The 26086-nt window shown below is 50.6% G+C and carries 34 protein-coding genes; 5 read left to right on the top strand and 29 right to left on the bottom strand.

What is annotated here, in order from left to right:
- The first annotated feature begins 119 nt into the window (after window positions 1–119).
- Entirely contained in the window at window positions 120–392 is a 273-nt protein-coding gene (rpsT, locus tag ABD836_RS13370) for a 30S ribosomal protein S20 (protein ID WP_344936762.1), read from the top strand.
- A gap of 86 nt (window positions 393–478) precedes the next feature.
- Here the strand turns inward: rpsT and proB are convergent, their stop codons facing one another.
- The 4 genes from proB to rplU form a co-directional block, all read right to left on the bottom strand.
- Complete coding sequence (gene proB, locus ABD836_RS13365) at window positions 479–1606, bottom strand: glutamate 5-kinase (protein ID WP_344936760.1); 1128 nt, start codon at window positions 1604–1606, stop codon at window positions 479–481.
- 11 nt (window positions 1607–1617) lie between these two features.
- Window positions 1618–2820 (bottom strand): Obg family GTPase CgtA, encoded by a 1203-nt coding sequence (gene cgtA / locus ABD836_RS13360; RefSeq protein ID WP_344936758.1) that lies wholly within the window; start codon window positions 2818–2820, stop codon window positions 1618–1620.
- A gap of 98 nt (window positions 2821–2918) precedes the next feature.
- A complete protein-coding gene (gene rpmA, locus ABD836_RS13355; RefSeq protein WP_159270096.1) occupies window positions 2919–3176 on the bottom strand; it encodes a 50S ribosomal protein L27 in 258 nt (85 codons plus the stop codon).
- Window positions 3177–3194: 18 nt separating this feature from the next.
- On the bottom strand, window positions 3195–3506 hold the full coding sequence (rplU, locus tag ABD836_RS13350; protein ID WP_008248242.1) for a 50S ribosomal protein L21: 312 nt from the start codon (window positions 3504–3506) through the stop codon (window positions 3195–3197).
- A 274-nt stretch (window positions 3507–3780) separates the two neighbouring features.
- On the opposite strand from rplU, the gene ABD836_RS13345 reads away from it, so the two are divergent.
- Window positions 3781–4740 (top strand): polyprenyl synthetase family protein, encoded by a 960-nt coding sequence (locus ABD836_RS13345; protein WP_344936753.1) that lies wholly within the window; start codon window positions 3781–3783, stop codon window positions 4738–4740.
- Between the two features lie 139 nt (window positions 4741–4879).
- Here the strand turns inward: ABD836_RS13345 and ABD836_RS13340 are convergent, their stop codons facing one another.
- A complete protein-coding gene (locus tag ABD836_RS13340; protein WP_344936751.1) occupies window positions 4880–6229 on the bottom strand; it encodes a phosphohexomutase domain-containing protein in 1350 nt (449 codons plus the stop codon).
- Entirely contained in the window at window positions 6226–7062 is an 837-nt protein-coding gene (galU, locus tag ABD836_RS13335; RefSeq protein ID WP_344936749.1) for a UTP--glucose-1-phosphate uridylyltransferase GalU, read from the bottom strand. The genes ABD836_RS13340 and galU overlap by 4 nt, the downstream gene beginning before the upstream one ends.
- 227 nt (window positions 7063–7289) lie before the next feature.
- Here galU and fabA point away from each other — a divergent pair, with 227 nt between their 5' ends.
- Entirely contained in the window at window positions 7290–7811 is a 522-nt protein-coding gene (fabA, locus tag ABD836_RS13330) for a bifunctional 3-hydroxydecanoyl-ACP dehydratase/trans-2-decenoyl-ACP isomerase (RefSeq protein WP_344936747.1), read from the top strand.
- Between the two features lie 52 nt (window positions 7812–7863).
- Window positions 7864–9087, top strand: a complete 1224-nt coding sequence (fabB, locus tag ABD836_RS13325; protein WP_344936745.1) for a beta-ketoacyl-ACP synthase I — start codon at window positions 7864–7866, stop codon at window positions 9085–9087.
- Window positions 9088–9157: 70 nt separating this feature from the next.
- On the opposite strand, the gene ABD836_RS13320 is transcribed toward fabB, so the two are convergent.
- From ABD836_RS13320 to ABD836_RS13300, 5 genes are all read right to left on the bottom strand, one after another.
- Window positions 9158–10357 carry a molybdopterin molybdotransferase MoeA gene (locus tag ABD836_RS13320; RefSeq protein WP_344936743.1) on the bottom strand — a complete coding sequence of 400 codons (1200 nt, stop codon included), beginning with the start codon at window positions 10355–10357 and terminating at the stop codon, window positions 9158–9160.
- 2 nt (window positions 10358–10359) lie between these two features.
- Window positions 10360–10887, bottom strand: a complete 528-nt coding sequence (gene moaB / locus ABD836_RS13315) for a molybdenum cofactor biosynthesis protein B (RefSeq protein WP_344936741.1) — start codon at window positions 10885–10887, stop codon at window positions 10360–10362.
- Entirely contained in the window at window positions 10884–11741 is an 858-nt protein-coding gene (locus ABD836_RS13310; RefSeq protein WP_344936739.1) for a sugar nucleotide-binding protein, read from the bottom strand. Before ABD836_RS13310 ends, moaB begins: the two co-directional genes overlap by 4 nt.
- A 230-nt stretch (window positions 11742–11971) precedes the next feature.
- Window positions 11972–12505: a single-stranded DNA-binding protein gene (ssb, locus tag ABD836_RS13305; RefSeq protein WP_344936737.1), complete on the bottom strand. Its 534-nt coding sequence runs from the start codon at window positions 12503–12505 to the stop codon at window positions 11972–11974.
- Between the two features lie 83 nt (window positions 12506–12588).
- Window positions 12589–13938 (bottom strand): MFS transporter, encoded by a 1350-nt coding sequence (locus tag ABD836_RS13300; RefSeq protein WP_344937158.1) that lies wholly within the window; start codon window positions 13936–13938, stop codon window positions 12589–12591.
- A gap of 167 nt (window positions 13939–14105) precedes the next feature.
- Here ABD836_RS13300 and uvrA point away from each other — a divergent pair, with 167 nt between their 5' ends.
- Window positions 14106–16955, top strand: coding sequence for an excinuclease ABC subunit UvrA (uvrA, locus tag ABD836_RS13295; RefSeq protein ID WP_344936734.1), 2850 nt, complete (start codon window positions 14106–14108; stop codon window positions 16953–16955).
- A gap of 103 nt (window positions 16956–17058) precedes the next feature.
- Here uvrA and rplQ read toward each other — a convergent pair whose 3' ends face one another.
- The 18 genes from rplQ to rpsQ all read right to left on the bottom strand — a co-directional run bounded on the left by rplQ (window position 17059) and on the right by rpsQ (window position 26084).
- Window positions 17059–17442, bottom strand: a complete 384-nt coding sequence (gene rplQ, locus ABD836_RS13290) for a 50S ribosomal protein L17 (protein ID WP_184464435.1) — start codon at window positions 17440–17442, stop codon at window positions 17059–17061.
- A 64-nt stretch (window positions 17443–17506) separates the two neighbouring features.
- On the bottom strand, window positions 17507–18508 hold the full coding sequence (locus tag ABD836_RS13285; RefSeq protein ID WP_344936731.1) for a DNA-directed RNA polymerase subunit alpha: 1002 nt from the start codon (window positions 18506–18508) through the stop codon (window positions 17507–17509).
- A gap of 33 nt (window positions 18509–18541) precedes the next feature.
- Window positions 18542–19162, bottom strand: a complete 621-nt coding sequence (rpsD, locus tag ABD836_RS13280) for a 30S ribosomal protein S4 (RefSeq protein WP_344936728.1) — start codon at window positions 19160–19162, stop codon at window positions 18542–18544.
- 23 nt (window positions 19163–19185) lie between these two features.
- Window positions 19186–19581 carry a 30S ribosomal protein S11 gene (gene rpsK / locus ABD836_RS13275; protein ID WP_008248301.1) on the bottom strand — a complete coding sequence of 132 codons (396 nt, stop codon included), beginning with the start codon at window positions 19579–19581 and terminating at the stop codon, window positions 19186–19188.
- A 72-nt stretch (window positions 19582–19653) separates the two neighbouring features.
- The gene (gene rpsM, locus ABD836_RS13270; RefSeq protein WP_008248303.1) at window positions 19654–20010 is read right to left on the bottom strand and encodes a 30S ribosomal protein S13; all 357 of its coding nucleotides are present in this window, start codon (window positions 20008–20010) and stop codon (window positions 19654–19656) included.
- Window positions 20011–20136: 126 nt separating this feature from the next.
- Window positions 20137–20253 (bottom strand): 50S ribosomal protein L36, encoded by a 117-nt coding sequence (gene rpmJ, locus ABD836_RS13265; RefSeq protein ID WP_008248307.1) that lies wholly within the window; start codon window positions 20251–20253, stop codon window positions 20137–20139.
- A gap of 36 nt (window positions 20254–20289) precedes the next feature.
- Window positions 20290–21618 carry a preprotein translocase subunit SecY gene (gene secY / locus ABD836_RS13260; RefSeq protein WP_344936726.1) on the bottom strand — a complete coding sequence of 443 codons (1329 nt, stop codon included), beginning with the start codon at window positions 21616–21618 and terminating at the stop codon, window positions 20290–20292.
- Window positions 21619–21630: 12 nt separating this feature from the next.
- Complete coding sequence (gene rplO, locus ABD836_RS13255) at window positions 21631–22065, bottom strand: 50S ribosomal protein L15 (protein ID WP_008248315.1); 435 nt, start codon at window positions 22063–22065, stop codon at window positions 21631–21633.
- A gap of 12 nt (window positions 22066–22077) precedes the next feature.
- Window positions 22078–22254 (bottom strand): 50S ribosomal protein L30, encoded by a 177-nt coding sequence (rpmD, locus tag ABD836_RS13250; protein ID WP_008248318.1) that lies wholly within the window; start codon window positions 22252–22254, stop codon window positions 22078–22080.
- A 19-nt stretch (window positions 22255–22273) separates the two neighbouring features.
- Complete coding sequence (gene rpsE / locus ABD836_RS13245; protein WP_344936723.1) at window positions 22274–22786, bottom strand: 30S ribosomal protein S5; 513 nt, start codon at window positions 22784–22786, stop codon at window positions 22274–22276.
- A gap of 11 nt (window positions 22787–22797) precedes the next feature.
- Window positions 22798–23148, bottom strand: a complete 351-nt coding sequence (rplR, locus tag ABD836_RS13240; RefSeq protein ID WP_344936720.1) for a 50S ribosomal protein L18 — start codon at window positions 23146–23148, stop codon at window positions 22798–22800.
- 10 nt (window positions 23149–23158) lie between these two features.
- Complete coding sequence (rplF, locus tag ABD836_RS13235) at window positions 23159–23692, bottom strand: 50S ribosomal protein L6 (protein ID WP_344936717.1); 534 nt, start codon at window positions 23690–23692, stop codon at window positions 23159–23161.
- A gap of 25 nt (window positions 23693–23717) precedes the next feature.
- Entirely contained in the window at window positions 23718–24113 is a 396-nt protein-coding gene (gene rpsH, locus ABD836_RS13230; protein ID WP_344936715.1) for a 30S ribosomal protein S8, read from the bottom strand.
- A 51-nt stretch (window positions 24114–24164) separates the two neighbouring features.
- Window positions 24165–24470, bottom strand: a complete 306-nt coding sequence (gene rpsN / locus ABD836_RS13225) for a 30S ribosomal protein S14 (RefSeq protein ID WP_344936714.1) — start codon at window positions 24468–24470, stop codon at window positions 24165–24167.
- A gap of 14 nt (window positions 24471–24484) precedes the next feature.
- A complete protein-coding gene (gene rplE, locus ABD836_RS13220; RefSeq protein ID WP_008248334.1) occupies window positions 24485–25024 on the bottom strand; it encodes a 50S ribosomal protein L5 in 540 nt (179 codons plus the stop codon).
- A 13-nt stretch (window positions 25025–25037) separates the two neighbouring features.
- Entirely contained in the window at window positions 25038–25355 is a 318-nt protein-coding gene (gene rplX / locus ABD836_RS13215) for a 50S ribosomal protein L24 (protein WP_344936711.1), read from the bottom strand.
- Between the two features lie 34 nt (window positions 25356–25389).
- The gene (gene rplN / locus ABD836_RS13210; protein ID WP_008248339.1) at window positions 25390–25758 is read right to left on the bottom strand and encodes a 50S ribosomal protein L14; all 369 of its coding nucleotides are present in this window, start codon (window positions 25756–25758) and stop codon (window positions 25390–25392) included.
- A 59-nt stretch (window positions 25759–25817) separates the two neighbouring features.
- The gene (gene rpsQ, locus ABD836_RS13205; protein WP_008248341.1) at window positions 25818–26084 is read right to left on the bottom strand and encodes a 30S ribosomal protein S17; all 267 of its coding nucleotides are present in this window, start codon (window positions 26082–26084) and stop codon (window positions 25818–25820) included.
- Window positions 26085–26086: the final 2 nt, after the last annotated feature.

The raw sequence follows: 26086 nt of genomic DNA, 5'->3' as shown, positions 1-26086 counted from the left end.
CAACGCCAAATCCGAGGAATTATTCGCTGATTAGGCATAGACGCTATTGACAATGCAGGGGCAAACGTGAATAATTCCCGGCCTAAATTTTCAGTACTAGGTTTCAAGGAGTTATAAGGGTGGCGAATTCTCCACAAGCTAAAAAACGCGCACGTCAGGCGGAAAAAAGTCGTACGCATAACGCCAGCCTGCGCTCAATGGTACGCACATACCTAAAGAAAGTGTTGGCCGCAATCGCTTCTGGCGATCAAGAAGCCGCCAAGGCTGCTTACGTATCTGCAGCGTCAACAATTGACCGCATGGCAGACAAAGGCATTCTGCACAAAAACAAAGCAGCTCGTCATAAGAGCCGCTTGAACAGCAAAATCAAAGCAATGAGCGCAGCCGCTTAATTCGCTTTTGGTTTAGCCAATAAAAAACCCGCCTAGTGCGGGTTTTTTATTGGCTGCAATATCAACGCAAGCATAGCGCCAACACGCTATGTTATTAGCAAGTTGTCACGATGTATCAACTCTGACTCAGCAATATAACCCAAGACCTCAGCGATACGCGCACTGGGCAAGCCCAATACTTTCCGCGCATCTTCGATACTGTAATTCACCAGACCTCGCGCCACCTCATTCCCATCAGCATCAACACACATAACAAGGTCACCACGATCGAAGCGACCACTAACCGCCACCACCCCTACAGGTAGCAAGCTACGCCCCTGCTGACGCAAGACACGCACCGCGCCATCATCAAGCTGAAGCTTGCCACGCAATTGCAACTGACCAGCCAACCACTTCTTTCGCGCAGCAATTGGCCGCTGGCCAGACAGAAGCAAAGTACCCAAATCTTCACCAGCAAACACACGATCCAGCACCCGCGCCTCGCGCCCACCCACTATCACGGTATTTGCCCCAGAGCGCGACGCCAAGCGCGCCGCGCGCAGCTTAGTTAACATGCCACCGCGCCCCAGCGCTCCAGCACTACCACCGACCATCACATCAAGCTTACGATCGGCCGCCTCCGCCACAGAAATCAACTCCGCCCCAGGATTGCTGCGAGGATCTTCGGCAAACAATCCACGCTGATCAGTCAAAATCACCAAGGTGTCAGCATCAATTAAATTCGCTACCAGCGCCGCAAGGGTATCGTTATCACCAAAGCGAATTTCGTCGGTGACCACCGTGTCGTTTTCATTGACCACCGGTACTACACCCAACTCAAGCAAGGTCAACAAAGTGCCACGGGCATTGAGATAGCGGTCACGAGCGGAGATATCGTCGTGCCCAAGGAGAATCTGTGCGGTTTGCAGATTATGAGTGCGAAATCGCTGCTCGTAGGCCTGAACCAAGCCCATTTGCCCTACCGCAGCCGCGGCCTGCAATTTATGAAGATCATCGGGCCGCTCTTTCCACCCCAACCGCGTCATACCTTCCGCTACCGCGCCAGACGACACCAAGACGACTTCGCGCCCATCTGCGCGCAAAGCAGCGATTTGCGCCACCCAGGCATCCAAACCCTCAACACAAAGGCCACGACCGTCATTGGTGAGCAAGGCCGAGCCGATCTTGACCACGACGCGCTTACAGGCGCGCAAACTTTGCCGCTTATCAGACAAGCTTCTTCACCTCAGGGCCGGTAAACCACTTCAACATCATGGTCGTCATCTTCATCGTCGTCAAAATCATCAACATCACCCGCAGCGCGGCGCTCAGAGCGGCGCTTATCCGCCAATGCCTGAATACGCTCCCTGGCCTCAGACTGCATGGCATCTTGAATATCGCGCTCACGATCAGCCGCCTCAGTATCGGTGGCCAGCAGCTCTGCCTGCGCCTCAACAAACTGCAAAATATCCTGACAAAGCGCTTTAGTATTCGCGCCAGTTATCGCCGATACTTTATACACCGGACCAGTCCAGCCCAGCGCATCGACCACCTCCTGACAGCGCGCCTCGCGCTCTTCTTCGGGAATCAAGTCCAATTTATTTAAGACCAGCCACCGCTCACGATCCGCCAAAGTCGGGCTAAAACGATGCAATTCTTTAGCTATAATCGCCACAGCCTCCTGGGGTAGCGTCTCGTCATAAGGCGCCATATCCACCAAATGCAATAACAAGCGAGTACGCGTTAAATGCTTGAGAAAGCGAATACCTAAACCCGCACCCTCGGCCGCACCCTCAACCAAACCGGGAATATCAGCGATAACAAAACTCTGATGCTGCTGCACCCGCACCACACCCAAATTCGGCACCAAGGTGGTAAACGGATAATCCGCTACCTTCGGTTTAGCCGAAGACACCGCGCGAATAAAGGTCGACTTCCCGGCATTAGGCATACCCAGCAAGCCGACATCGGCAAGCACCTTCAACTCCAAACGCAGCGAGCGAATTTCACCATCACTGCCGCGAGTGAATTGGCGCGGCGCACGGTTAGTACTCGACTTAAAGCGCGTATTACCCAAACCATGGAAACCGCCTTGCGCCACTTTTATCGTGTCGCCCGCAGCAACCAGGTCACCCAAGACCTCAAGCGTATCTTCATCAATGATGGTCGTTCCCACAGGAACATCCAACACCAAATCATCAGCACTGCGACCACGGCAATTGGCGCCGCGACCACCCTCGCCAGGACGCGCGCTATAGGATTTAACGAAACGAAAATCAACCAGGGTGTTCATTGACGCATCAGCACGCAGTATCACACTACCGCCATCACCGCCGTCGCCGCCATCAGGACCACCCCAAGGAATATACTTCTCCCGCCGAAAACTGAGACAGCCGTTGCCACCGCGGCCTGCTTCAACTCGAATTACCGCCTCATCTACAAATTTCATTACCGCGCCAACCAAATAAAATGAATATACCGAAAAACCTGTCTACAGAAACAAAAAAGCCCCGTCAATAGACGAGGCCTTCAAGATCACCGAGAGGTTTATGCTGCAACTATACTAATATACTTGCGGCTCTTGGGACCTTTAACCTCAAACTTCACTACACCGTCTGCCTTAGCAAACAAGGTATGATCAGTACCACAACCAACATTTTCACCAGCATGAAAACGAGTTCCGCGCTGACGAACAATAATGCTACCTGCACTAACTACCTGACCACCAAAACGTTTAACGCCCAGACGCTTACTCTGTGAGTCGCGTCCGTTACGAGTACTACCACCAGCTTTCTTGTGAGCCATGAGTCTCTCCTAAATTCCTTAAGCACTGATACCAGTGATTTTCACTTCGGTGAACCACTGACGGTGACCAGCTTGCTTCATGCTGTGCTTCCGACGGCGAAACTTAACAATTTTCACCTTGGCGTGACGACCTTGCGCGATTACTTCCGCAGTCACTTTACCGCCTTCAACATAAGGCGCGCCAATCTTTAGATCGTCACCGGTTTTAACCATCAACACTTTGTCGAAGGTCAGACTTTCACCAGTGGCAACTTCAATTTTTTCTAACTTAAGGGTTTCACCCTCAATTACACGGTGCTGCTTACCACCGCTTTCAATCACTGCGTACATGTTTATATCTCCAAGAGCCTGCTTGCAATAGTTTGTTTCGGCCGAGCGCCAACACCAAGAAATAACTTTAGGCATCTGCGCCGGGACAAGTCCAGGCACCGTCACCACCACTTAACCATTAAGGGGCCGCACGGTTTTGCTTCAGGGGCGCGAATTGTACGCAGTTTTCAGAAAATAAACAACACCCAGAATTGCAAGTACCCCTCAGACCTTGACAGCTCGCGGCTACGCTCATACGATGCCAGCCGACTCCGCCAGACTACTCTTCGCCACCATGCAACAGATTAGACAGGTCGTGGACAGCGAATTTACCGCTGTTAACGATTTCATCATTGAACAACTGCATTCTAATGTGCCCCTCGTGGAAAATATCGGCCACTATATTGTCGATGCCGGCGGGAAACGACTGCGCCCATTACTCAGCTTACTTTGTGCTGGCGCGATCGGAAGAATCGACGAGAAACACTTGCACCTAGCGGCCGTCATCGAGTTTATTCACACAGCAACCTTGCTCCACGATGACGTAGTCGACATTTCCGCGCTACGTCGCGGCCGCCCCACTGCGAATGCCAATTGGGGCAATGCCCCCAGCGTATTGGTCGGCGATTTCCTGTATTCCCGCGCTTTTCAGATTCTGGTCAAAATCGGCAGTTTCCCGCTCATGGGCCTGCTGTCGGACACCACCAACACCGTGGCCGAGGGCGAAGTACTGCAGCTGACCCGAGCTGGCAACCCCGACACCAGCGAAGCAACCTACTTTGAAGTGATTCGCAGCAAGACCGCAGTATTATTTGGCGCCGCCTGCAGTGGCGCGGCCATTCTCAGCGACAGCGCCGAACACCAATCCGCACTACACCAGTACGGCGTCAATTTAGGGATCGCCTTTCAGCTGATCGACGATATCCTTGACTACGAAGGCGACCCAGCAGAAACCGGCAAAAATGTTGGTGATGATCTCGCCGAGGGCAAACCCACCCTACCCCTGATTTACTTACTAGAGCACGGCAGCGAAGCGCACAAGGAATTAGTACGCGACGCCATCAGCAATAAATCTGCCGAGCAACTAGACGCCATCGTCGGCGCCGTAAAGCAGTGTGGCGCCCTAGATTATTGCCATGCGGCAGCCAAACGCTACACCGACGCAGCAATAGCAGCTTTAAACGGCCTCACACCAAGCCCCTATCGCAGCGCACTCGAAGGGCTGACCGAAATCGCGCTGTCACGCCGAAGCTGATTCGCCGCCGCAACACCAAAAGCCCCGGCACAATATAGCGCTCGCCACGAAGCCAAACGCACATAGAATTTCAAAGCTGTACCACAAACAAGAAAGGCGCCTCTCGGCGCCTTTCTTGTTTGCTTCTTAGCAACAATTTTTACAGCATCGCTAACAACTCAGCGGTTTTTGCTTCCATCAATGCGATATTGCCATCGCTCTCAACATTGAGTCGCACCACTGGCTCTGTATTGGACATCCGCACATTAAAGCGCCAGCCATCAAAGCTCATACTGAGGCCGTCGGTAAAGTCTACCGCCGCAGCCAAGGGCGTGTAATGAGCCTCAATCGCCGCAATGACGGTTTTAGCATCTGCTACTTCACGGTTTATTTCGCCGCTACAGGGGAATAGTGCGACGCGCTGCTCTACCAGCGACGACAAACTCGCCGATTTCACCGACATTAGCTGTGTCACCAGCAACCAAGGAATCATGCCACTGTCACAAAAGGCAAAGTCTCGGAAATAATGATGAGCGCTCATCTCGCCGCCATACACCGCATTTTCAATGCGCATGCGCTCCTTAATAAACGCATGGCCTGTTTTACACTGCACAGCCGTGCCGCCAGCTTCTTCAACAATGGCAATGGTATTCCAGGTTAAACGCGGGTCGTGCACCACTTTTTCACCGGGATTTTTCAGCAAGAACGCCTCGGCCAGCAAACCTACAACGTAGTAACCTTCAATAAAATCGCCGGTCTCGTCGAAGAAGAAACAGCGATCGAAATCACCATCCCAAGCAATACCCAAATCAGCACCATGGGCTTTAATAGCATCAATACTGGGCTGACGATTCTCAACCAGCAAAGGGTTAGGTACACCATTAGGGAAATGGCCGTCGGGCTCGTGATGCACCCGAATAAATTCAAAGGGCAAATAGGGCTCAAGTAAGTCCACCACCCGACCAGCGCCGCCATTACCCGCGTTCACTACGATTTTTAGCGGTTTTAAAGACTCAACATCAATATAACCAAGCAAATGCTCGACATAGGCCGCTGCAGTATCCAGCGCCTGCAAGCTGCCGCGCGCTGCCACTGGCGCAAAGTCATTTTGTTCAGCGAGCGCCTTAATATCAAACAAACCGGTGTCACCACTGATTGGCTTAGATCCCTCGCGAACAAACTTCATGCCGTTATAGTCTTTAGGGTTATGACTCGCCGTAACGGCTATACCGCCATCCATACCTGCATGTGATGTAGCAAAGTAAATCTCTTCAGTGCCGCACAGACCAATATCGTAAACATCGACACCCTCGTCGCGCAAACCTTCGGTTAAAGCACCTTTGATAGACTCGCTGCTTAAGCGGATATCATGACCGACCACAACTTTTTGCGGCTTGATTACCTGAGCAAATGCACGACCAATTCGGTAGGCAATGTCTTCATTTAATTGATCGGGAATACGTCCACGAACATCGTAGGCTTTAAAACATGTTATTTCACTGCTACTCACGCGGATGCCTCATCATAAATATTTTCGTAAACGTAGTTTGTCGCCTCAATAAAGCCTGGCACGCTACCGCAATCAAAACGTTTACCGCGGAATTTATAGGCTAGCACGCAACCATTTTGCGCCTGCGTCATCAGTGCATCCGTTAACTGCACTTCGCCATTCTTACCAGGCGGGGTCTCGCGCAAAATATCAAAAATATCTGGCGTAAGAATATATCGACCGATGACCGCCATATTTGTTGGCGCATCTTCTGGCTTAGGCTTTTCGACCATGGTGCTAACACGGTACAAACCGTCACCCATTAACTCGCCCGCAATAACACCGTATTTTTCAATTTCTTCCATAGGCACTTCTTGAATCGCAACAATACTGCAACGGAACTGCTTATAGAGCGCAACCATTTGCGCCATTACACCGTCATCGTCCTGATTCAGACACAAATCATCCGACAAAATAACACCAAAGGCTTCATCACCAATCAAGCATTCACCCGTTAGGATTGCATGACCCAAGCCTTTCATTTCACGCTGACGAGTCATCATGAAGGTGCCTTCAGTTAACACATTGCGAATACAATCGAGGTAGCGCTCTTTACTTGTTCCGGCAATTTGGTTCTCTAACTCGTAGCTAATATCAAAATGATCCGCGATGGCGCGCTTGCCCCGCCCAGTCACCAACGCTATTTCTTTCAGACCCGCCTGAATAGCCTCCTCTACACCATACTGCACGAGCGGCTTATTAACGATTGGCAGCATCTCTTTGGGCATAGACTTGGTTGCAGGAAGAAAGCGCGTGCCGTAACCGGCCACGGGAAACAAACATTTTCTAATCATAATATCGAGTTCCTTTCGGGATATGGCCCGAATCCTTTTAAAAATTTAATGTTAACGCTGATGGCATTCTCCCAACAGCTGCGGCACTTGGCAAGTACCGGTATTTACACCTTGAATATGACAGTTTAAAGGCAGCAAGCATCGCGCCAATGTTGACATTTTAATGCGCCGCCGAAAATCTTCGTGCTAAGATAAGCCCAACATTTTCCAACTGAAACTATGGCCTCATGTCTTTAATCCATCAAAACAGTTTTACCAAGCAAGAACTCATCGACTGCGGACACGGCAAGCTATTTGGTCCCGGCAATCCCAAACTTCCAGTAGACAATATGCTGATGGTAGACCGGATTACCCACATTAGCACTGAAGGCGGCACTTTCGACAAAGGTGTTTTAGTGGCCGAACTGGATATCAACCCAGACCTCTGGTTCTTTGACTGCCATTTCAAAGGCGACCCAGTTATGCCCGGCTGCCTAGGTCTCGATGCCATGTGGCAGCTAGTCGGTTTCTACCTCGGCTGGCGCGGCAATAGCGGCAAAGGTCGCGCGCTGGGTGCTGGCGAAGTGAAGTTTACCGGGCAAATCCTCCCTGACTCCAAACTTGTCACCTATACACTGAACTACAAGCGCCTTATCGAGCGGAAATTAATTCTAGGCATCGCCGACGGCGAAGTCGCTGTCGATGGCAAGGTCATCTACACCGCAAAAGATCTTCGTGTTGGCCTGTTCAAAGACGACGCCAGTTTTTAATACTTAATACACAATTTTTATTTAACCTACAGATTAGGTAACGAGGGATCCGATGAAACGTGTTGTCGTAACCGGTATGGGAATAGTATCCAGTATTGGCAATGACATGTCAGAAGTTTTGACGTCACTGCAAGAGGGTAAGTCAGGCATCGCATTTAATGAGAAATACAAGGAAATGGGATTTCGCAGCCAGATTTCAGGCTCGATCAAAAACCTTGACCTCAAAGAACACATTGACCGCAAACAACTTCGATTCATGGGCGATGCGGCAGCGTATGCCTACATTGCAATGCAAGAAGCCGTCAGCGACTCAGGTCTAGCTGACGACCAAGTCAGCAATGTCCGTACCGGCATTATCGCGGGTTCCGGCGGTGCGTCTTCAGCAAATCTCATTGAATCTGCTGACACACTTCGCGAGCGCGGCGTTAAACGTATTGGGCCCTATCGTGTTACTCAAACCATGGGCAGCACAGTCTCAGCGTGCCTGGCCACCCCGTTCAAAATTAAGGGGGTTAACTATTCAATTTCCTCTGCATGCGCCACCAGCGCCCACTGCATTGGCAATGCCATGGAGCTTATTCAGCTCGGCAAACAAGACGTAGTTTTTGCTGGCGGCGGCGAAGAGGAACACTGGTCATTAAGCTGTTTGTTTGACGCCATGGGCGCCTTATCGACCAAGTACAACGATACGCCGGAGCAGGCGTCGCGACCCTACGATGCCAACCGAGATGGCTTTGTTATCGCTGGCGGCGCAGGCATGGTGGTGCTAGAAGAGCTCGAACACGCCAAAGCGCGCGGCGCCAAAATTTACGGTGAATTAGTTGGCTATGGCGCAACCTCTGACGGCTACGACATGGTTGCACCAAGCGGTGAAGGCGCTGCACGCTGTATGGCTCAGGCGCTACAAGGTGTGAAAGGCGACGTTGATTACATCAACTCCCACGGCACCTCGACCCCAGCCGGCGACATGCAAGAATTGAAAGCCGTTAAGCAAGCCTACGAAGGTAAAACTATTCCGGCTATCGGCTCAACCAAATCCCTTGCTGGCCACTCACTCGGCGCAACCGGTGTGCAGGAAGCCATATTCTCATTACTGATGATGAAGCATAATTTTATTGCTGCCTCTGCCAATATTGAGACCGTGGACGATGAAGCTGCCGGTGTACCGATTGTTCTAAAGCGCCAAGACAACGTCACGCTAAACACGGTGATGTCGAACAGTTTTGGCTTCGGCGGCACCAACGCTAGCCTCGTATTTCAGCGCTATCAGGCGTAACACTGCCTGAGACACTTGCAGCGCAATGCGCTGCAAGTGTCTCTCCCCGACAATTTCCAATATTATTTTCTTAGCAAAGATCCCGCAAAAATATCACGTCTACGCTATCGCCACGGCTCAAGGTTTTGCCAATGGGGATAATCGCCAATGCATTACACCAAGACACCGAAGACAATGCGCCCGAGCTTTGCTGCGGATGAATTTCAACGCCCATGCCGATCTCGCTTGACGTCACTCTTGCGCGCAAATACTCTTGCCGAGTGCCCGCTCGCGGCCAGTCAAATGATGCCAGCGCTTTCCATACCGGAGGCCGAGGATCCACTACACCCAGCATTTTTAGTATATAAGGCCGCACCAACAGACAAAAGGTAACAAAGCCCGACACCGGATTTCCTGGCAAACCAAAAAATGGTACATCCGCCACCCGCCCATAAGCCAGCGGCTTGCCCGGTTTAATTGCTAACTTCCACAAGTCTAATGAACCCAAGGCTTCAACTTGCGCTTTGACATGATCTTCCTCACCAACGGACACACCGCCACTGCTAATCACCATATCCGCACTTGCCGCGGCTTTTTGCAATGCATCCTTAGTCGCCAAGGGTGTGTCAGCAACAATACCAAGATCAACCACATCGGCGCCAAGCGCCTGAAGCAACGCGGCTAACATAGGTCGATTAGAATTATATATTTGACCAGCCGCCAATATTTCGCCGGGCTCACGCAGCTCATCCCCGGTCGACATCAAGGCGACCCTGAGCCGCCGCGCAACCACAACAGAAGCAACTCCCAGCGACGCCAACAACCCAAGATCAGCGGGTTGCAACCGGCAGCCCTTGGCAAGAATGAGCTGCCCCCTAGCGATGTCCTGCCCCCGCGGACGGATATGCTGAGCTAAACGTGGCGCTGCCTTTACCAAAAGCATGTCGCCATCAAGCTCGCAGTCCTCCTGAGCCACGACCGTATCGGCACCAGCAGGAATTGATGCGCCGGTAAATATCCTTGCCGCCGTGCCCGCTTGAAGTGCAGCGCCAGTCGCTCCCGCCGGAATACGCTGGCTAACCGGCAACGCGTTTCCCGTGGCAAGATCCGCTAAACACAGCGCATAGCCATCCATCGCACTGTTATCTGATGGTGGCACGTCCATTTCCGCGTATACATCAGCAGCTAAAATCGCGCCCTGTGCATGTGCCAAGTCTCTCGACTCGACGCCCCACAACGGAACGTCTGCCAACAATTGGTGCAAAGCGTCATCCACTGTGCGTAGTGCCACCTTTATAGACCTCCGCCATTGCGGGCCTTTAGAACACCGACAAAATTGCAAGGTCGATGCCGGCTATCCAGCTGCTCCTGAATAACGGACTGCCAGGCTGTTTTACAGGCGCCGGTAGAACCCGGCATACAAAATAGAACTGTATTGTTCGCCAACCCAGCAATAGCCCGCGACTGGATAGTCGAGGACCCTATTTCCTGCAAAGACACCGCCCGAAAGACCTCGCCAAATCCCTCAATGACTTTATCAAAGAGCACCGATACCGCTTCAGGTGTTGAGTCCCGCCCAGAAAAACCCGTTCCACCAGTAATCAATACCGCCTCGATACTCGGGTCGGCAATCCACGCCGACACAGAGGCGCGAATCTGGTAAATATCGTCTTTAACAATTTGCTTATCAATTAATTGATGTCCAGCCTCGGTGAGGGCGCTCACCAAATATTGACCAGAACTATCTGAACTCTCGTTTCGCGTATCCGACACCGTCAACACCGCCATTCCCAGCGCGTGAAAATCTGTACTGCTGCTCATTTAGAAGCCTCTTCACATACCGTTTTTATCATCCGCGGCAAATATGCCCGCCAGGGCAAACGTTTAATACCAAAATCCTGCAGGATTCGCTCACAACTTATCACTGGCGCATCAGGACACCACCCCGGACTGTCATCATCCACCGCCAAGTCCGCCATCGGCGCAACAAATTGCGACGCGAAGGCGCAAGCAACCTCGGCAAACTCATAGGCGCTGGCGGCCCCACTACTACAATAATGATAAACACCACGACAGGATGCACCGCAACTAATTTGATCCACCAACCCTGAAATAACCCTAGCCAAATCAGACACCGGAGTGGGGTAGGAAATACGCGTATCATTAAGGCGCAAGACCTCTCCGCCACGCATGGTGGCAAGACAGTCTCCCAAAAAACTGCCGGCTTGCACCGAGACCAATGGCCCAGTGCGCAAGACCATCACTTGTTCACTTTGTGCGAGTATCGATTGCTCTAACGCTGCAAGTTGCCGACCCGCGATACACGACGGCGCCAGCGCATCGAGCTCAAGACTTTCCGCATCGCCGCTGTCACCGGCACCAAAAACTCGGCCGTCGCTCAATAAGATTATTGGAACATCGAACCGCCGACAACGAGCCCAAAAAGCCTGCCTTAGCGCTAGCAGCCGCTGATATTCTTTATCACTGTAAGCGGTATTGCGTTGCAGAAAACACAATGCATCAGCATCGACAATCATAGCGCCGCGCAATAGCTCATCACCAAGCCCAGCCAGCTCATCGATGACCATACTGATACTCGCGCGGCCGCGAGAAGAAAACTGACTTTGCAAAGCGGCACTTAAACCACCAGGCGGGGAAATTACAATAACATTCACAGAATAATCACAGCATGTAGCGGTAAAGCAAGTTATTGAAACCTGCGGAAATTGTGTAGATCGCGCAGCAAAAAATGCGGCGAAAGTGCATCAACATTACTCAATGCCGAAAGGATGCGCAAGAACATCTCTGCATCGCGGTACGTGCACACGAAGATACAGAGACATTAAAAAACCCCAACTGGTGGGGTTTTCAGGACAATATTTTACATTATGATCTATGGTGTTTTTTAAAATGGAATATCATCATCAAAATCATCAAAACCTGCCGGCGGGTTTTGTGCTGGTGCTGGTGCGCGATTCTGTGGTGGAGGCGGCGCTCGGCGAGGCGCTGGCGCGGCAGCCTGTGCTTGCGGCGCCGACTGCTGACCATATGCATCGTCACCATAACTATTGTCGCCGCCTCCAGCACCACCACCGGAACCACCACGACCATCCAGCATCTGCATCTCTGCAGCGACGATTTCAGTGGTGTATTTGTCTTGTCCGCTCTGGTCCTGCCACTTGCGCGTGCGCAGGGAACCCTCAACATACACCTTAGAACCTTTCTTTAGATACTCGCCAGCAATTTCCGCTAAACGATTAAAGAATACCACTCGGTGCCACTCAGTACGCTCTTGAGGCTGACCGCTTTGTTTGTCCTTCCACGTTTCACTTGTCGCGATGGTGACATTAGTCACGGCACCGCCGGAAGGCATGTAACGGGTCTCGGGATCTTGGCCCAAATTACCGACCAAAATAACTTTATTTATACCACGCGCCATGCGTTCTCTCCTGTTTTTCTATGGATGCAGACCAACGCCCGCAACAGATACTGCACTATACCGGATTCCGCTAGGAGCGGCTATTAGCTGCCCAGCCGCAGGCCTTCGGGCAAATTTTCGGGGTCAAAATCGCTACCAACCCGCAAATAGGCAATACGCTCACTTTCGAGCACCGTAATATCCAGCGCACCGGGCATGGCCAAAAATTCACGACGAATGCCAGCGGCATCCCAAGTACCGAATTGCCAATTTACAATGAGGCTTTCAGACTTAGGCGGCACGATCATACCCCAGGCAACGACCAACCAAGCACCGGCCAGTACTGCCGCACCAGCAAACACGGCGCCGCTGCCCCAGCGGCCGAGCAATCCACCGCCAATAGCGCCGCCGCAAAATGCGCCAAAAAACTGAAACGTAGAATAAACGCCCATCGCAGTACCTTTGCCACCCGGATATACCGTCTTACTTACCAGCGAAGGGAGGGACGCTTCCATCAAATTAAAGGCCACGAAAAATAAGGTGACAATAATAATTAATGGTATAAACAACTGCCCAAGGTAAACAGCAACCGCTAGGACCAGCATCATGCTAGCTATACCAAACAAAAACACTTCACGCATTTTATTACGTGTTTCGGCCACTATAATAAGCGGGACCATTGCGATAAAGGCGACGACCATCACTGGCAAATACACCTGCCAATGATCATCCCGAGGCAAACCTTGCTCTTCGAACATCCCCGGCACTGCAACGAATATCGCCATCAATATAGCGTGCAAACTGAAAATCCCGATGTTCAGTCGCATTAGATTGCTATCTCTAAGGCATCGTCCCAACAAACCGCCCAAGGATTGATTATTCGCATCGACACCTTGCACATCGGGTGTCGGCACCAAAAACAAAGTAATCAATATTCCCAAGCCAGCAAGGATCGACGTGGAAAAAAACAAACCTGACACACCGAACCACGAGGCGATTAACGGGCCAAGCACCATCGCCACCCCAAATGACACACCAATACTCATACCGATGGCCGCCATCGCCTTGGTGCGATGTTGCTCCCGAGTGAGATCGGCAAGAAGAGCCGTCAAGGTACTCGCAATTGCACCGGTACCCTGAAGCAACCTACCAACTATGACGCCAAAGATCGTGTCGGCTCCGGCAGCGATGAGGCCACCGGCAATAAACAACAGTAAACCACTAATAATAACTGGCTTGCGACCAATGCGATCTGACAACATTCCCAATGGAACTTGCAAGGCCGCTTGCCCCAAGCCATAAACACCGAGCGCCAGACCAACTAACACCGGCGTGCTGAACTCATACTCCGCCGCGTACAAACTTAATACGGGCAGCAGCATAAATAAGCCAAGCATTCTGAAGGTATATAAGCTAGCTAGCGATACAACAGCTCGTCGCTCGGTTGCACTCATCGACTGATGATTCAAGGGCGGGGAAATCCTACAAAATTTATGGGCTTAAACCGTCATTCTAGCAGCTATACCCTCACCAAAAAACCTTACATATTGGTGACGAGCTTATTTTGCGCGACCATGCGTCGGCGTCGTATAATGTCCGGTTTATCAGGCCGGGAAAATATATGGATCGGATTATCGTTCGCGGTGCCCGCACCCACAATCTAAAGAATATCGATCTTGATATACCCCGCGACAAATTAGTCGTTATTACTGGGCTGTCTGGTTCTGGCAAGTCGTCACTCGCTTTCGACACGCTCTACGCCGAAGGTCAACGCCGTTATGTAGAATCCTTGTCGACATACGCGCGCCAATTTTTATCGATGATGGAAAAGCCCGACGTTGATCACATCGAAGGCTTGTCACCGGCTATTTCTATCGAGCAAAAATCCACATCACACAATCCGCGCTCGACCGTGGGCACCATCACCGAGATATACGATTACCTGCGCCTATTGTTCGCCCGCGCGGGTGAGCCACGCTGCCCGGACCATAACGCGGCGCTTTCAGCACAAACTGTAAGTCAAATGGTCGACACCGTACTGGCCCTACCCGAAGGCAGCAAACTGATGATGCTTGCGCCTATCGTCCAAAATCGCAAAGGCGAACATATCCATACCTTTGAAAAACTACGCAGCCAAGGTTTTGTTCGCGCCAGAATCAATGGCCTCGTTACCGATCTAGATGATCTGCCCACGCTCGATAAAAACAAAAAGCACACTATAGAAGTGGTGGTAGATCGCTTCAAAGTGCGTGACGATCTTACCCAGCGCCTTGCCGAATCATTTGAGACCGCACTAGAACTCACGGACGGCATCGCCAGCATTGCCGATATGGATGACGACAAAGCACCGGAGCTCACCTTCTCTTCAAAATTTGCCTGCCCGCACTGCGGCTACAGCCTATCTGAACTCGAACCACGACTATTCTCGTTTAATAGCCCGCTGGGGGCCTGCAGCAGTTGCGATGGTTTAGGCGTAAAACAATTTTTTGATTCTTCACGCATCGTCCAGCATCCAGACGTAAGCTTATCGACCGGCGCGATCCGTGGCTGGGACCGCCGCAGCGTTTACTATTTTCATATGCTCACCTCACTTGCCGAACACTACGGGTTTGATATCGACGCGCCCTTCGAGGAATTAAGCGAGGAGCACCGCCACAAAATTTTATTTGGCAGCGGGAAAGAGGAAATCAGTTTCACCTATATCAATGATCGCGGCGACAACTTCCAGCGTAAACACCCCTTCGAAGGCGTTATTCCCAACATGGATCGCCGATACAAGGAAACCGAATCGCAAACGGTTCGCGAAGAACTGAGCAAATTTCTGAATTCACAATCCTGCCCCGACTGCGCAGGCACTCGCTTACGCAAAGAGGCACGCAACGTATTTATTCTCGACAATACCTTGCCGGAAATCACCGCAATGCCGGTAGGCGCAGCGCGCGAGTATTTCACCAAACTGGAACTAACTGGCCGCCGCGCACAAATTGCTGAAAAAATATTAAAGGAGATTAATGACCGCCTGCGTTTTCTTGTCGACGTTGGCCTTAACTATTTAACCCTAGATCGCAGTGCAGATACCTTGTCCGGCGGCGAGGCCCAGCGTATACGCTTAGCCAGTCAGATCGGTGCAGGCCTAGTTGGCGTGATGTACATCCTCGATGAACCATCGATCGGACTTCATCAAAGAGACAACGAACGCCTGCTAAAAACCCTGCGCCACCTTAGAGATATTGGCAACACAGTTATTGTCGTTGAACACGACGAAGACGCAATCCGCACTGCCGATCACATTATTGATATTGGTCCCGGCGCGGGCGTGCACGGCGGCCGTGTTATTGCCGAAGGCCAACTCGAAGATATTTTAAACAGCCCTGAATCACTGACCGGCCAATATTTGTCTGGCAAACGCGCCATTGCAATTCCAGCGATACGCCACCAAGCAAAGCCAGACCAATGCCTGCGCATAGAAGGCGCAACCGGCAATAATCTGCGCGATGTAGATCTAACAATACCCTTGGGTTTAATGACCTGTGTGACCGGGGTTTCTGGCTCAGGGAAATCTACGCTTATCAACCACACACTCTACCCTGTCGCAGCAACAGTTCTTAACGGGGCAACGACGCTTACCCCTGCGGCCCACCGCAGCGTTTCTGGCTTAGATCAAGTTGATAAATGCATCGATATAGACCAGAGCCCAATAGGACGTACACCACGCTCAAACCCGGCAACCTACACCGGCATATTCACGCCGATTCGCGAACTCTTTGCCGGCACCCAGGAAGCACGATCACGTGGCTACAAGGTCGGTCGCTTTAGCTTTAACGTAAAAGGTGGTCGCTGTGAGGCCTGCCAGGGTGACGGCGTCACCAAAGTAGAGATGCACTTTCTTCCTGATATTTACGTCGCCTGTGAAGTATGCCGCAGCCAGCGCTACAACCGCGAAACACTGGAAATTCTATACAAGGGCAAGAATATCCACGAAGTCTTGGACATGACCGTTGAGGACGCAAATGCATTTTTCGAAAATGTCCCGTCGATAAGTAAAAAACTGCAAACACTTATGGACGTGGGCCTAAGCTATATACGCCTGGGACAGGCCGCAACGACGTTGTCCGGTGGCGAAGCCCAACGAGTGAAATTAGCTAAGGAGCTGTCTAAGCGCGATACCGGAAAGACACTCTACATTCTAGATGAACCAACCACTGGCTTACACTTTGAAGACATTCAATTATTACTTACGGTACTGCATCGCCTCCGGGATCATGGCAACACCGTCGTCGTAATCGAACATAATCTCGATGTAATTAAAACTGCCGACTGGATCGTTGACCTTGGACCCGAAGGTGGGAGCGGAGGCGGTATGATTATCGCTGAAGGCACACCAGAAGAAATTGCCACCATGCCGCAATCGCATACCGGCCATTTTTTAAACGATGTCCTAAAACTCGCAAAGCAGCGCAGCGCTAGCTAGTCGCCCAATAGGGCAGCCCGGCGGGCTGCCCTAGCTATATCCCAATAAATTCCAGACAAAAAAAAGCCGACCATCAGGTCGGCTTTTTTACAGAACGTGAGATTTACTCGTCGTCAGCTTCTTCTGCAACTGGACGATCAACTAACTCAACGTAAGCCATTGGCGCTTTATCACCAGTACGAAGACCGCACTTCATGATACGGATATAACCGCCAGGACGACCCTCGTAACGAGGACCTAAATCAGTAAACAATTTACCTACAGCAGCATTACAACGCAATCTGGCGAAAGCCAAACGACGATTAGCAACACTATCAACCTTAGAAAGGGTAATCAAAGGCTCTGCATAACCGCGCAGTTCCTTTGCCTTTGGCAAGGTAGTTTTAATCATTTCGTGCTCTACCAACGACGCCGTCATATTGCGGAACATCGCTTTACGATGTGAGCTATTACGGTTTAATTGACGGCCACTATGACGATGACGCATGGCTTTTTCCTTTAATAAACGTTGCTATCTCAGCAAAAAATATTCGAGAGTGGCTTACTTAAAATTAAGCAAGCACTCGGTCGTCGTTTCTAAGACTTGCTGGCGGCCAGTTGTCTAGGCGCAAACCTAAAGACAAACCACGCGACGCCAATACGTCTTTAATTTCAGTCAGTGACTTCTTGCCAAGGTTAGGTGTCTTGAGCAATTCAACTTCGGTACGCTGTACCAAGTCACCGATATAGTAGATGTTTTCAGCTTTCAGGCAGTTGGCAGAGCGTACAGTCAGCTCTAGATCATCTACCGGACGCAAGAGAATCGGATCAACTTCATTCTCTTCACGTGATGGCTCGTTCTCGCCCTCGCTCTCGAGGTCGACAAACACCGCCAGCTGTTGCTGCAGTATCGTTGCCGCGCGACGAATCGCTTCTTCAGGGTCAATCGTACCGTTGGTCTCCAAATCGAGAACCAATTTATCTAAGTCAGTACGCTGCTCTACACGAGCGCTTTCAACTACGTAACTTACGCGGCTGATCGGGCTGTAGCTAGCATCAAGCTGAAGACGACCGATAGAACGAGTTTCTTCTTCGCCATTATCACGCGCATCCGCTGGAACATAACCGCGACCACGAGCGATAGTAAGGCGCATATTAATCTCGCCATCATCATTCAGGTTAGCGATTACATGCTCAGTATTAACAATCTCGATCTCGTGATCAGTCTGGATATCACCTGCAGTAACAATACCCGGGCCTTTTTTGTTCAAGCTCAAAATCGCTTGATCTTTGCCGTGCATAATTACTGCAACTTCTTTCAGGTTAAGCAGGATTTCGATTACATCTTCCTGCACACCTTCCATTGCGCTGTACTCGTGCAACACACCGTCGATCTCGACTTCGGTGATTGCACAGCCCGGCATAGAAGACAGCAAAATACGGCGCAAGGCATTACCCAAGGTATGACCGAATCCTCGCTCTAGCGGCTCGAGGGTCACTTTCGCGCGGGTCTGACCAAATTCTTCAACTTGGATGACTCGCGGGGTTAAAAATTCATTGACTGCACTTTGCATAGGTCACCTGTAGTGATTTGTCCGGAGGTTAACTTACTTCGAGTAAAGCTCAACGATCAATTGTTCGTTGATCTCTGAAGACAAGTCGCTACGATCTGGCACGCTCTTAAAAACGCCTTCCATCTTAGTGGCGTTAATGTCGATCCATGCGCAATCACCGCGCTGTGCGGCCAGAGTAATTGCAGATTGAATCCGCAATTGAGTCTTAGCTTTCTCACGAACACTTACTACGTCACCAGCTTGAACTTGGTATGAAGGAACGTTTACCGTCTTACCATTTACAAGTACAGACTTGTGAGATACCAACTGACGAGATTCGGCGCGAGTAGAGCCGAAACCAATGCGGTATACCACGTTATCTAAGCGGCTTTCTAAAAGTTGCAGCAGGTTCTCACCCGTTGCGCCCTTACGACGTGCGGCCTTTGTATAATAAGCGCGGAATTGCTTTTCAAGAACACCGTACATACGACGTACTTTCTGCTTTTCACGCAACTGAACACCATAGTCTGATAGACGACCACGACGAGCACCGTGCATACCTGGTGCAGTTTCAGCTTTACATTTTGAATCCAGCGGACGAACACCACTCTTCAGGAACAGGTCGGTACCTTCCCGTCTGGATAATTTACAGCTCGGGCCTAAATATCTAGCCATTTTCTGTATTCCTCAACTGTTAATTAAACGCGACGTTTCTTGGGAGGACGGCAACCATTGTGCGGAATAGGCGTCACGTCGGTGATGTTTGTAATCTTGTAGCCACAATTATTCAGGGCACGGACCGCAGATTCACGACCTGGGCCAGGTCCTTTAACTTGTACATCAAGATTTTTTAAACCGTAATCTTTCGCAGCATTGCCGGCGCGCTCTGCAGCAACCTGAGCAGCGAAAGGCGTACTCTTACGTGAACCACGGAAACCACTTCCGCCGGCCGTAGCCCAGCTCAGTGCGTTACCCTGACGATCAGTAATCGTTACGATAGTGTTGTTAAATGACGCATGTATATGTGCGACACCGTCCACGACGGTCTTTTTGACCTTTTTCCGTGGAGCTTGTTGCTTGCCTGGTTTGGCCATGTTCTATTTCCATCTCTAATATCAACACTACACAAGTGGTGTAGCTACACTAAAGGAATCGCTGCCTTTAAATTACTTACGAATCGGCTTACGTGGACCTTTACGCGTACGCGCATTAGTCTTAGTACGCTGACCGCGAAGCGGCAGGCCTTTACGATGACGAAGACCGCGGTAGCAGCCCAAGTCCAGCAGACGCTTAATGCTCATAGAAACAGCACGACGTAAGTCGCCTTCTACAGACATTTTGGCGATCTCGCCGCGAAGCGCATCTAGTTGCTCTTCAGATAAATCACCGATCTTTGCATCTTCGGCGATAGTGGTTTTGGCACACAGTGCTTTTGCAGTTGTGCGGCCAATGCCAAATATATAGGTCAACGAAATAACAGCATGCTTGTTATCTGGTATGTTGACACCTGCTATACGAGCCATTCAGGTTACTCCAATTAAGCCTAATTCTTCCAACGCCTAGCAATGACCGGTAAACGGGAAACCACCGCACGAAAGGCGCAGCAGTCTATCCGCATTGGGATTGAAAATCAACCCCAACCGCATTACTTAGCCCTGCCGCTGCTTGTGACGAGGTTCTACGCTACAAATAACGCGAACAACACCCTTGCGGCGAACAATTTTACAGTTTCGACAGATCGTCTTTACTGATGCGCGTACTTTCATTGTGACACTCCAAACAAGCAATCAGGTTGGTGCGCCTTAGCGCACTCCACCGCCGTAATTTTTAAGATTAGCCTTTTTCAAGACCGAGTCGTATTGCTGAGACATCAAGTGCGATTGAACCTGCGCCATGAAATCCATCACTACAACCACTACAATCAGCAATGATGTACCACCGAGATAAAACGGTACGTTCCACATCACTACCAAGAACTGCGGTAACAAACACACGCCGGCAATATACATAGAGCCAAACATGGTCAATCGGGTTAATACACCATCGATGTAATTAGCCGTTTGCTTACCAGGACGAATCCCGGGTAAAAATGCGCCTGAGCGTTTCAAATTATCGGCAACTTCATCAGGGTTAAACATCAACGCTGTGTAGAAGAAGCAGAAAAACACGATCAAAGCTGTAAACATAATAATGTTCAACGGCTGTCCGGGCCCAATTGCTAGAGCAAGCTCTTGCAACCATTCCATGCCTTCACCGCTCTGGCCGACCCACTGCGCAATCGACGCGGGGAACAACAATATTGAGCTAGCGAAAATAGCCGGAATAACACCCGCCATATTCACTTTCATCGGCAAATGGCTAGACTGTGCCTGATACATCTTATTGCCGCGCTGCTGTTTTGCGTAGTTAACCGTAATGCGGCGTTGACCGCGCTCGATAAAGACCACCAAATACACCACTGCAACCGCCAGCACTAACACCGCTAGCAATACTAAAACGTTAAGCTCACCCTGGCGCGCTTGCTCCAGAGACTGCCCTACCGCCGAAGGCAAGCCCGCAACGATACCCGCGAAAATCAACATGGAGATGCCGTTACCAACACCACGCTCGGTAAGCTGCTCACCAAGCCACATCATGAAAATCGCACCTGTTACCAATGAAACTACGGCAACAAAGTAAAAACTAAAATCTGCACTGTAAGCCAAACCCTGATTCGCCAGACCTACAGTCATACCAACTGCCTGCAACAGCGCAAGTAGCACCGCCAAATAGCGGGTGTACTGACTGATTTGCCGACGCCCGGCCTCACCTTCTTTCTTAAGCGCTTCTAACTGAGGACTAACCGCAGACATAAGCTGCATAATAATCGATGCAGATATATACGGCATAATGCCCAGCGCTAAGATACTCATACGCTCAAGGGCACCGCCCGAGAACATATTAAACAAGCCAAGTACCGTTCCCTGATTCTGATTAAACAGCGCGGCGAGCTGATCCGGGTTTATGCCCGGTACCGGAATGTGGGTACCGATGCGATAAACAATTATCGCTAGCAGTAGAAAACGAAGGCGAGCCATCAGCTCGCCTACTCCGGATTGACTTCCAGTAGATAATGGACTGGATTTCGCCATGGGGATCTCGCCTTATTCCTCGACTTTGCCGCCCGCTTTTTCAATAGCTTCGCGCGCGCCTTTTGTTACTGCCAAACCTTTCACAGTAACTGCCTTGTTCAGATCTCCAGATAGGAAGATCTTTGCACGCTCAATGTTACGGCCAACGAGATCGGCACGCTTCAGAGCATCCAGGTCAATCACGCCATCACCAGCTGCTGCTAATTCAGCAGTGCGGATTTGTGCAGTCACACGAGACAGCCGCGAAGTAAAACCATACTTCGGAAGACGCTTTTGCAAAGGCATCTGACCGCCTTCGAAGCCAGGACGTACACTACCGCCTGAACGCGACTTTAGACCTTTGTGACCACGACCTGCGGTTTTACCCAAGCCACTACCGATACCACGACCTACCCGCTTACTATCTTTAACTCGACCGGGTGCCGGGCTCAGCGTGTTTAAACGCATATCGCTCATCACTTATCCCTCAACACGTACTAAATAGTTGACCTTATTGATCATACCGCGAACTGATGGAGTGTCTTCCACTTCAACAGTGTGGCGAATACGACGCAAGCCAAGACCGGCAACGCAGGCCTTGTGCGACTTTAGCCGTCCTGTAACGGAACGAACTAGTGTGACTTTAATCTTGCTCATTGCAAATCCTGCCTATTTCTTAGCCCAAGATCTCTTCAACAGTTTTGCCGCGCTTAGTTGCGACCTCTTCTGGAGAAGAAACGCTTACCAGTGCTTTAATAGTTGCACGAACCACGTTTACCGGGTTAGTAGAACCATAGCACTTGGCCAGTACGTTATGAATGCCAGCAATTTCAAGTACAGAGCGCATTGCACCACCGGCAATAACACCAGTACCTTCTGATGCAGGCTGCATGTAAACCTTGGAGGCGCCGTGACGGCCTTTAACCGCGTATTGGATGGTGTCACCCTTTACGTCGATTTGAACCATATTACGGCGCGCGGCTTCCATCGCCTTTTGGATAGCAACCGGCACTTCACGCGCCTTGCCGCGGCCAAAACCGACTTTACCATTGCCATCACCAACTACAGTCAGGGCAGTGAAGCTGAAAATACGGCCACCCTTGACCACCTTGGCAACACGGTTTACCTGCACTAATTTTTCTTGCAAGCCTTCAGTGTTTGCTTTGTCTTTCTGATCGTTATACGCCATCGCCTAAAACCTTAGAATTCCAAACCACCTTCACGGGCAGCATCTGCCAGCGCCTTGACACGGCCGTGGAATTTAAATCCACTGCGGTCAAAAGCGACCTTTGTCACGCCTGCGGCTTTCGCGCGGTCGGCGATCAACTTGCCCACACTTGCGGCTGCGGCGACATTACCGGTCGCTCCAGCACGCAATTCTTTATCTAGTGTAGAGGCACTCGCCAACACGATATCACCTGTAGCAGCTATAAGCTGAGCATACATATGACGCGGCGTGCGGTGAATGCTAAGACGTACGGCGCGGAGCTCACGCATTTTAAAGCGAGCACGGCGGGCACGACGTAATCTTGAAACTTTCTTATCGCTCATAACCTAGCCTTTACTTTTTCTTCGCTTCTTTACGACGGACGTTTTCGTCTGCGTAGCGAACACCCTTACCTTTGTACGGCTCTGGTGGACGGAACGCGCGGATCTCGGCCGCTACCTTACCCAGTACTTGCTTGTCGGTACCACTCAAGACGATTTCTGTCTGAGTAGGAGTATCGACAGATACGCCTTCTGGCAGTGCGTAATCAATTGGGTGGGAAAAACCCAGGACCAAATTAATACTATTGCCAGTGGCCTTAGCACGGTAACCAACACCGTTAAGGATCAACTTGCGCTGAAAGCCTTCGCTAACACCAACACACATATTGTTAGCCAACGACCGCGTGGTGCCCGCCATTGCCCAACCATTTTTCGCGCCTTCACGCGCTGAGAATACTAAACGCCCGTCTTCTTGCTTAACTTCGACAGACTGGTGCAAAGGCAGTACTAAACTACCTTTTTTACCTTTGACTGCGATGCTGCTGGCGTCGAGTTTGACTTCAACCCCTGAGGGGATGGTCACTGGACTTTTCGCTACTCTTGACATGTTAAGAACTCTTTAAACTGTCGCGTTAGAAAACAGTGCAAAGCACTTCGCCGCCCACACCGGCCGCTCGCGCTGCACGATCGGTCATTACACCATTACTGGTAGACACAATCGCGATACCCAAACCTGCACGCACTGATGGCAATTCGTCTTTACCGGCGTAAGAGCGCAGACCTGGACGGCTTACCCGATGAATCTCAGCGATTACCGGCTTACCCTGATAGTATTTCAACTCAACCGTTAGCTGCGCTTTGCCATCATTGGCATCGACGCGTGAACTAGCGATATAACCTTCGTCTTCAAGTACCTTAGCAACAGATACCTTAAGGTTAGAAGAAGGCATCTGAACAGCAGTTTTACCTGCCATCTGAGCGTTGCGGATGCGTGTAAGCATATCCGCTAAAGGATCTTGCATGCTCATGTTTTGCTCCCATTAAACGCCGCGGCCATGGCCAGCGACAGCAAAATTCTATTACCAGCTAGCCTTAACTAAGCCGGGGACATCGCCGCGCATTGCGGCTTGACGAAGCTGGTTACGGCAAAGACCGAACTTACGGTAAACACCGTGAGGACGACCCGTAATCTGGCAACGACGACGCTGACGCGAAGGGCTTGCGTCACGCGGAAGCTTTTGCAGCTTAACCTGAGCATCCCACTTTTCTTCATCGCTAGAGCTTGCACTGGCGAAAATCGCTTTAAGCTCAGCACGCTTTGCAGCGAATTTTTCGACAGTTTGGGCACGTTTCAATTCGCGCGCTTTCATTGACTGCTTTGCCATGTCCCCTGAACCCCTTAACCTTTAAACGGAAAGTTAAACGCCTTTAACAGCGCGCGACCTTCATCGTCATTACGTGCAGTAGTCGTGATGGTAATATCCATACCGCGTAGTGTATCAATTTTATCGTAATCAATTTCCGGAAATATAATCTGTTCCGTTACGCCCATCGCAAAGTTGCCGCGACCGTCGAATGATTTCGGGCTGATACCGCGGAAATCACGTACGCGAGGAATAGCGATACTGACTAAGCGATCCAGAAATTCATACATGTTTTCGCCGCGCAAAGTGACTTTACAGCCAATCGGCCAGCCATCACGGATTTTAAAACCTGCGATAGATTTGCGCGCCTTGGTCACCACTGGCTTTTGACCTGCGATTTTCGTCAGATCGGACAGTGCTGCCTCAAGAACCTTTTTGTCTCCAGCTGCTTCACCTACACCCATATTAAGAGTGATCTTAGTGATGCGCGGAACTTCCATAGGGTTAGCCAAAGCCAGCTCTTCAATCAGCTTTGCTTTTAACTCGGTTTGGTAAAGTTCGCCTAATCGTGCCATTTCTCAATAACCCCTACGCGTTGATCGCTTCGCCGCTTGATTTAAAAATACGGGTCTTGCTGCCGTCTTCGGCCACCTTGAAGCCCACGCGATCCGCCTGCTTGGTAGACGGGTTATAAATTGCAACATTAGAAACCTGGATTGCCGCTTCTTTCTCGACAATACCACCGGCCACACCCAGTTGCGGGTTCGGACGCTGGTGCTTCTTAATCATATTGATGCCGGAGACCAGCAGCTTGTTGTTGTCCAATACTTTCTGAACAACACCGCGCTTACCTTTGTCTTTCCCGGTTAAGACGATAACTTCGTCTTCACGCTTAATCTTACGCATAACCCTGACCTCAGCCTTCTCTCTACACCTGGAACTACAGTACTTCCGGTGCCAGAGAGATTATCTTCATGAACTTCTCGCCACGCAATTCACGCGTTACTGGCCCAAAAATACGGGTGCCAATAGGAGCGTTATTATTGTTTAGCAACACTGCAGCGTTATCGTCAAACTTGATCAGTGAACCGTCTGGACGGCGTACACCTTTCTTAGTACGAACTACAACAGCTGTCATTACCTGACCTTTTTTCACTTTGCCACGAGGGATAGCCTCTTTGACTGTGACTTTGATCAGATCACCGACTCGTGCATAGCGACGATGAGAGCCGCCAAGCACCTTGATGCACATAACGCGACGTGCGCCACTATTATCTGCAACTTCCAAATAGCTTTCTGTTTGAATCATTTCTTACTCCAAACCAGTCAACAGTGCATCAAGCGATTGCACACAGGCCGCCGGCGAAATTAAACCTGGGTAGCCGTTACATCAACGCTCAACAAAGCCCAAGTTTTTAACTTGGACACTGGACGCGTTTCGCAAACTGTCACTACATCACCAATTTTGCACTCATTATTTTCATCATGAGCGTGAACTTTAGATGAGCGCGTTATGTACTTACCGTACATCGGGTGCTTAACCCGACGCTCAATCAGTACCGTAATGGTTTTATCCATTTTGTCACTGACCACTTTACCGGTGGCTGTACGAGCACTTTTTGCTACTTCTGACATTT

It is taken from the genome of Zhongshania borealis (assembly GCF_039539625.1).
Lineage (GTDB): Bacteria > Pseudomonadota > Gammaproteobacteria > Pseudomonadales > Spongiibacteraceae > Spongiibacter > Spongiibacter borealis.
The sequence above is the reverse complement of the archived record's forward strand: the minus strand, read 5'-3'. Positions and strand labels throughout refer to the sequence as shown.

What these genes read in the sequence shown, in the direction of transcription:
- rpmJ (WP_008248307.1), bottom strand. Translation starts at nt 20,253, where the DNA reads ATGAAAGTACGCGCATCAGTAAAGACGATCTGTCGAAACTGTAAAATT.
- ssb (WP_344936737.1), bottom strand. Translation starts at nt 12,505, where the DNA reads ATGGCGCGTGGTATAAATAAAGTTATTTTGGTCGGTAATTTGGGCCAA.
- uvrA (WP_344936734.1), top strand. Translation starts at nt 14,106, where the DNA reads ATGGATCGGATTATCGTTCGCGGTGCCCGCACCCACAATCTAAAGAAT.
- rplU (WP_008248242.1), bottom strand. Translation starts at nt 3,506, where the DNA reads ATGTACGCAGTGATTGAAAGCGGTGGTAAGCAGCACCGTGTAATTGAG.
- rplQ (WP_184464435.1), bottom strand. Translation starts at nt 17,442, where the DNA reads ATGCGTCATCGTCATAGTGGCCGTCAATTAAACCGTAATAGCTCACAT.
- fabA (WP_344936747.1), top strand. Translation starts at nt 7,290, where the DNA reads ATGTCTTTAATCCATCAAAACAGTTTTACCAAGCAAGAACTCATCGAC.
- rpsH (WP_344936715.1), bottom strand. Translation starts at nt 24,113, where the DNA reads ATGAGCATGCAAGATCCTTTAGCGGATATGCTTACACGCATCCGCAAC.
- rpsE (WP_344936723.1), bottom strand. Translation starts at nt 22,786, where the DNA reads ATGGCGTATAACGATCAGAAAGACAAAGCAAACACTGAAGGCTTGCAA.
- galU (WP_344936749.1), bottom strand. Translation starts at nt 7,062, where the DNA reads ATGATTAGAAAATGTTTGTTTCCCGTGGCCGGTTACGGCACGCGCTTT.
- moaB (WP_344936741.1), bottom strand. Translation starts at nt 10,887, where the DNA reads ATGAGCAGCAGTACAGATTTTCACGCGCTGGGAATGGCGGTGTTGACG.
- rplE (WP_008248334.1), bottom strand. Translation starts at nt 25,024, where the DNA reads ATGGCACGATTAGGCGAACTTTACCAAACCGAGTTAAAAGCAAAGCTG.
- rpsD (WP_344936728.1), bottom strand. Translation starts at nt 19,162, where the DNA reads ATGGCTAGATATTTAGGCCCGAGCTGTAAATTATCCAGACGGGAAGGT.
- ABD836_RS13345 (WP_344936753.1), top strand. Translation starts at nt 3,781, where the DNA reads ATGCAACAGATTAGACAGGTCGTGGACAGCGAATTTACCGCTGTTAAC.
- rpsN (WP_344936714.1), bottom strand. Translation starts at nt 24,470, where the DNA reads ATGGCAAAGCAGTCAATGAAAGCGCGCGAATTGAAACGTGCCCAAACT.
- cgtA (WP_344936758.1), bottom strand. Translation starts at nt 2,820, where the DNA reads ATGAAATTTGTAGATGAGGCGGTAATTCGAGTTGAAGCAGGCCGCGGT.
- ABD836_RS13300 (WP_344937158.1), bottom strand. Translation starts at nt 13,938, where the DNA reads ATGAGTGCAACCGAGCGACGAGCTGTTGTATCGCTAGCTAGCTTATAT.
- fabB (WP_344936745.1), top strand. Translation starts at nt 7,864, where the DNA reads ATGAAACGTGTTGTCGTAACCGGTATGGGAATAGTATCCAGTATTGGC.
- rpsQ (WP_008248341.1), bottom strand. Translation starts at nt 26,084, where the DNA reads ATGTCAGAAGTAGCAAAAAGTGCTCGTACAGCCACCGGTAAAGTGGTC.
- secY (WP_344936726.1), bottom strand. Translation starts at nt 21,618, where the DNA reads ATGGCGAAATCCAGTCCATTATCTACTGGAAGTCAATCCGGAGTAGGC.
- rplN (WP_008248339.1), bottom strand. Translation starts at nt 25,758, where the DNA reads ATGATTCAAACAGAAAGCTATTTGGAAGTTGCAGATAATAGTGGCGCA.
- rplX (WP_344936711.1), bottom strand. Translation starts at nt 25,355, where the DNA reads ATGCGTAAGATTAAGCGTGAAGACGAAGTTATCGTCTTAACCGGGAAA.
- rplF (WP_344936717.1), bottom strand. Translation starts at nt 23,692, where the DNA reads ATGTCAAGAGTAGCGAAAAGTCCAGTGACCATCCCCTCAGGGGTTGAA.
- rplR (WP_344936720.1), bottom strand. Translation starts at nt 23,148, where the DNA reads ATGAGCGATAAGAAAGTTTCAAGATTACGTCGTGCCCGCCGTGCTCGC.
- rplO (WP_008248315.1), bottom strand. Translation starts at nt 22,065, where the DNA reads ATGCGTTTAAACACGCTGAGCCCGGCACCCGGTCGAGTTAAAGATAGT.
- rpsM (WP_008248303.1), bottom strand. Translation starts at nt 20,010, where the DNA reads ATGGCTCGTATAGCAGGTGTCAACATACCAGATAACAAGCATGCTGTT.
- rpmA (WP_159270096.1), bottom strand. Translation starts at nt 3,176, where the DNA reads ATGGCTCACAAGAAAGCTGGTGGTAGTACTCGTAACGGACGCGACTCA.
- ABD836_RS13285 (WP_344936731.1), bottom strand. Translation starts at nt 18,508, where the DNA reads ATGCAAAGTGCAGTCAATGAATTTTTAACCCCGCGAGTCATCCAAGTT.
- rpsK (WP_008248301.1), bottom strand. Translation starts at nt 19,581, where the DNA reads ATGGCCAAACCAGGCAAGCAACAAGCTCCACGGAAAAAGGTCAAAAAG.
- rpmD (WP_008248318.1), bottom strand. Translation starts at nt 22,254, where the DNA reads ATGAGCAAGATTAAAGTCACACTAGTTCGTTCCGTTACAGGACGGCTA.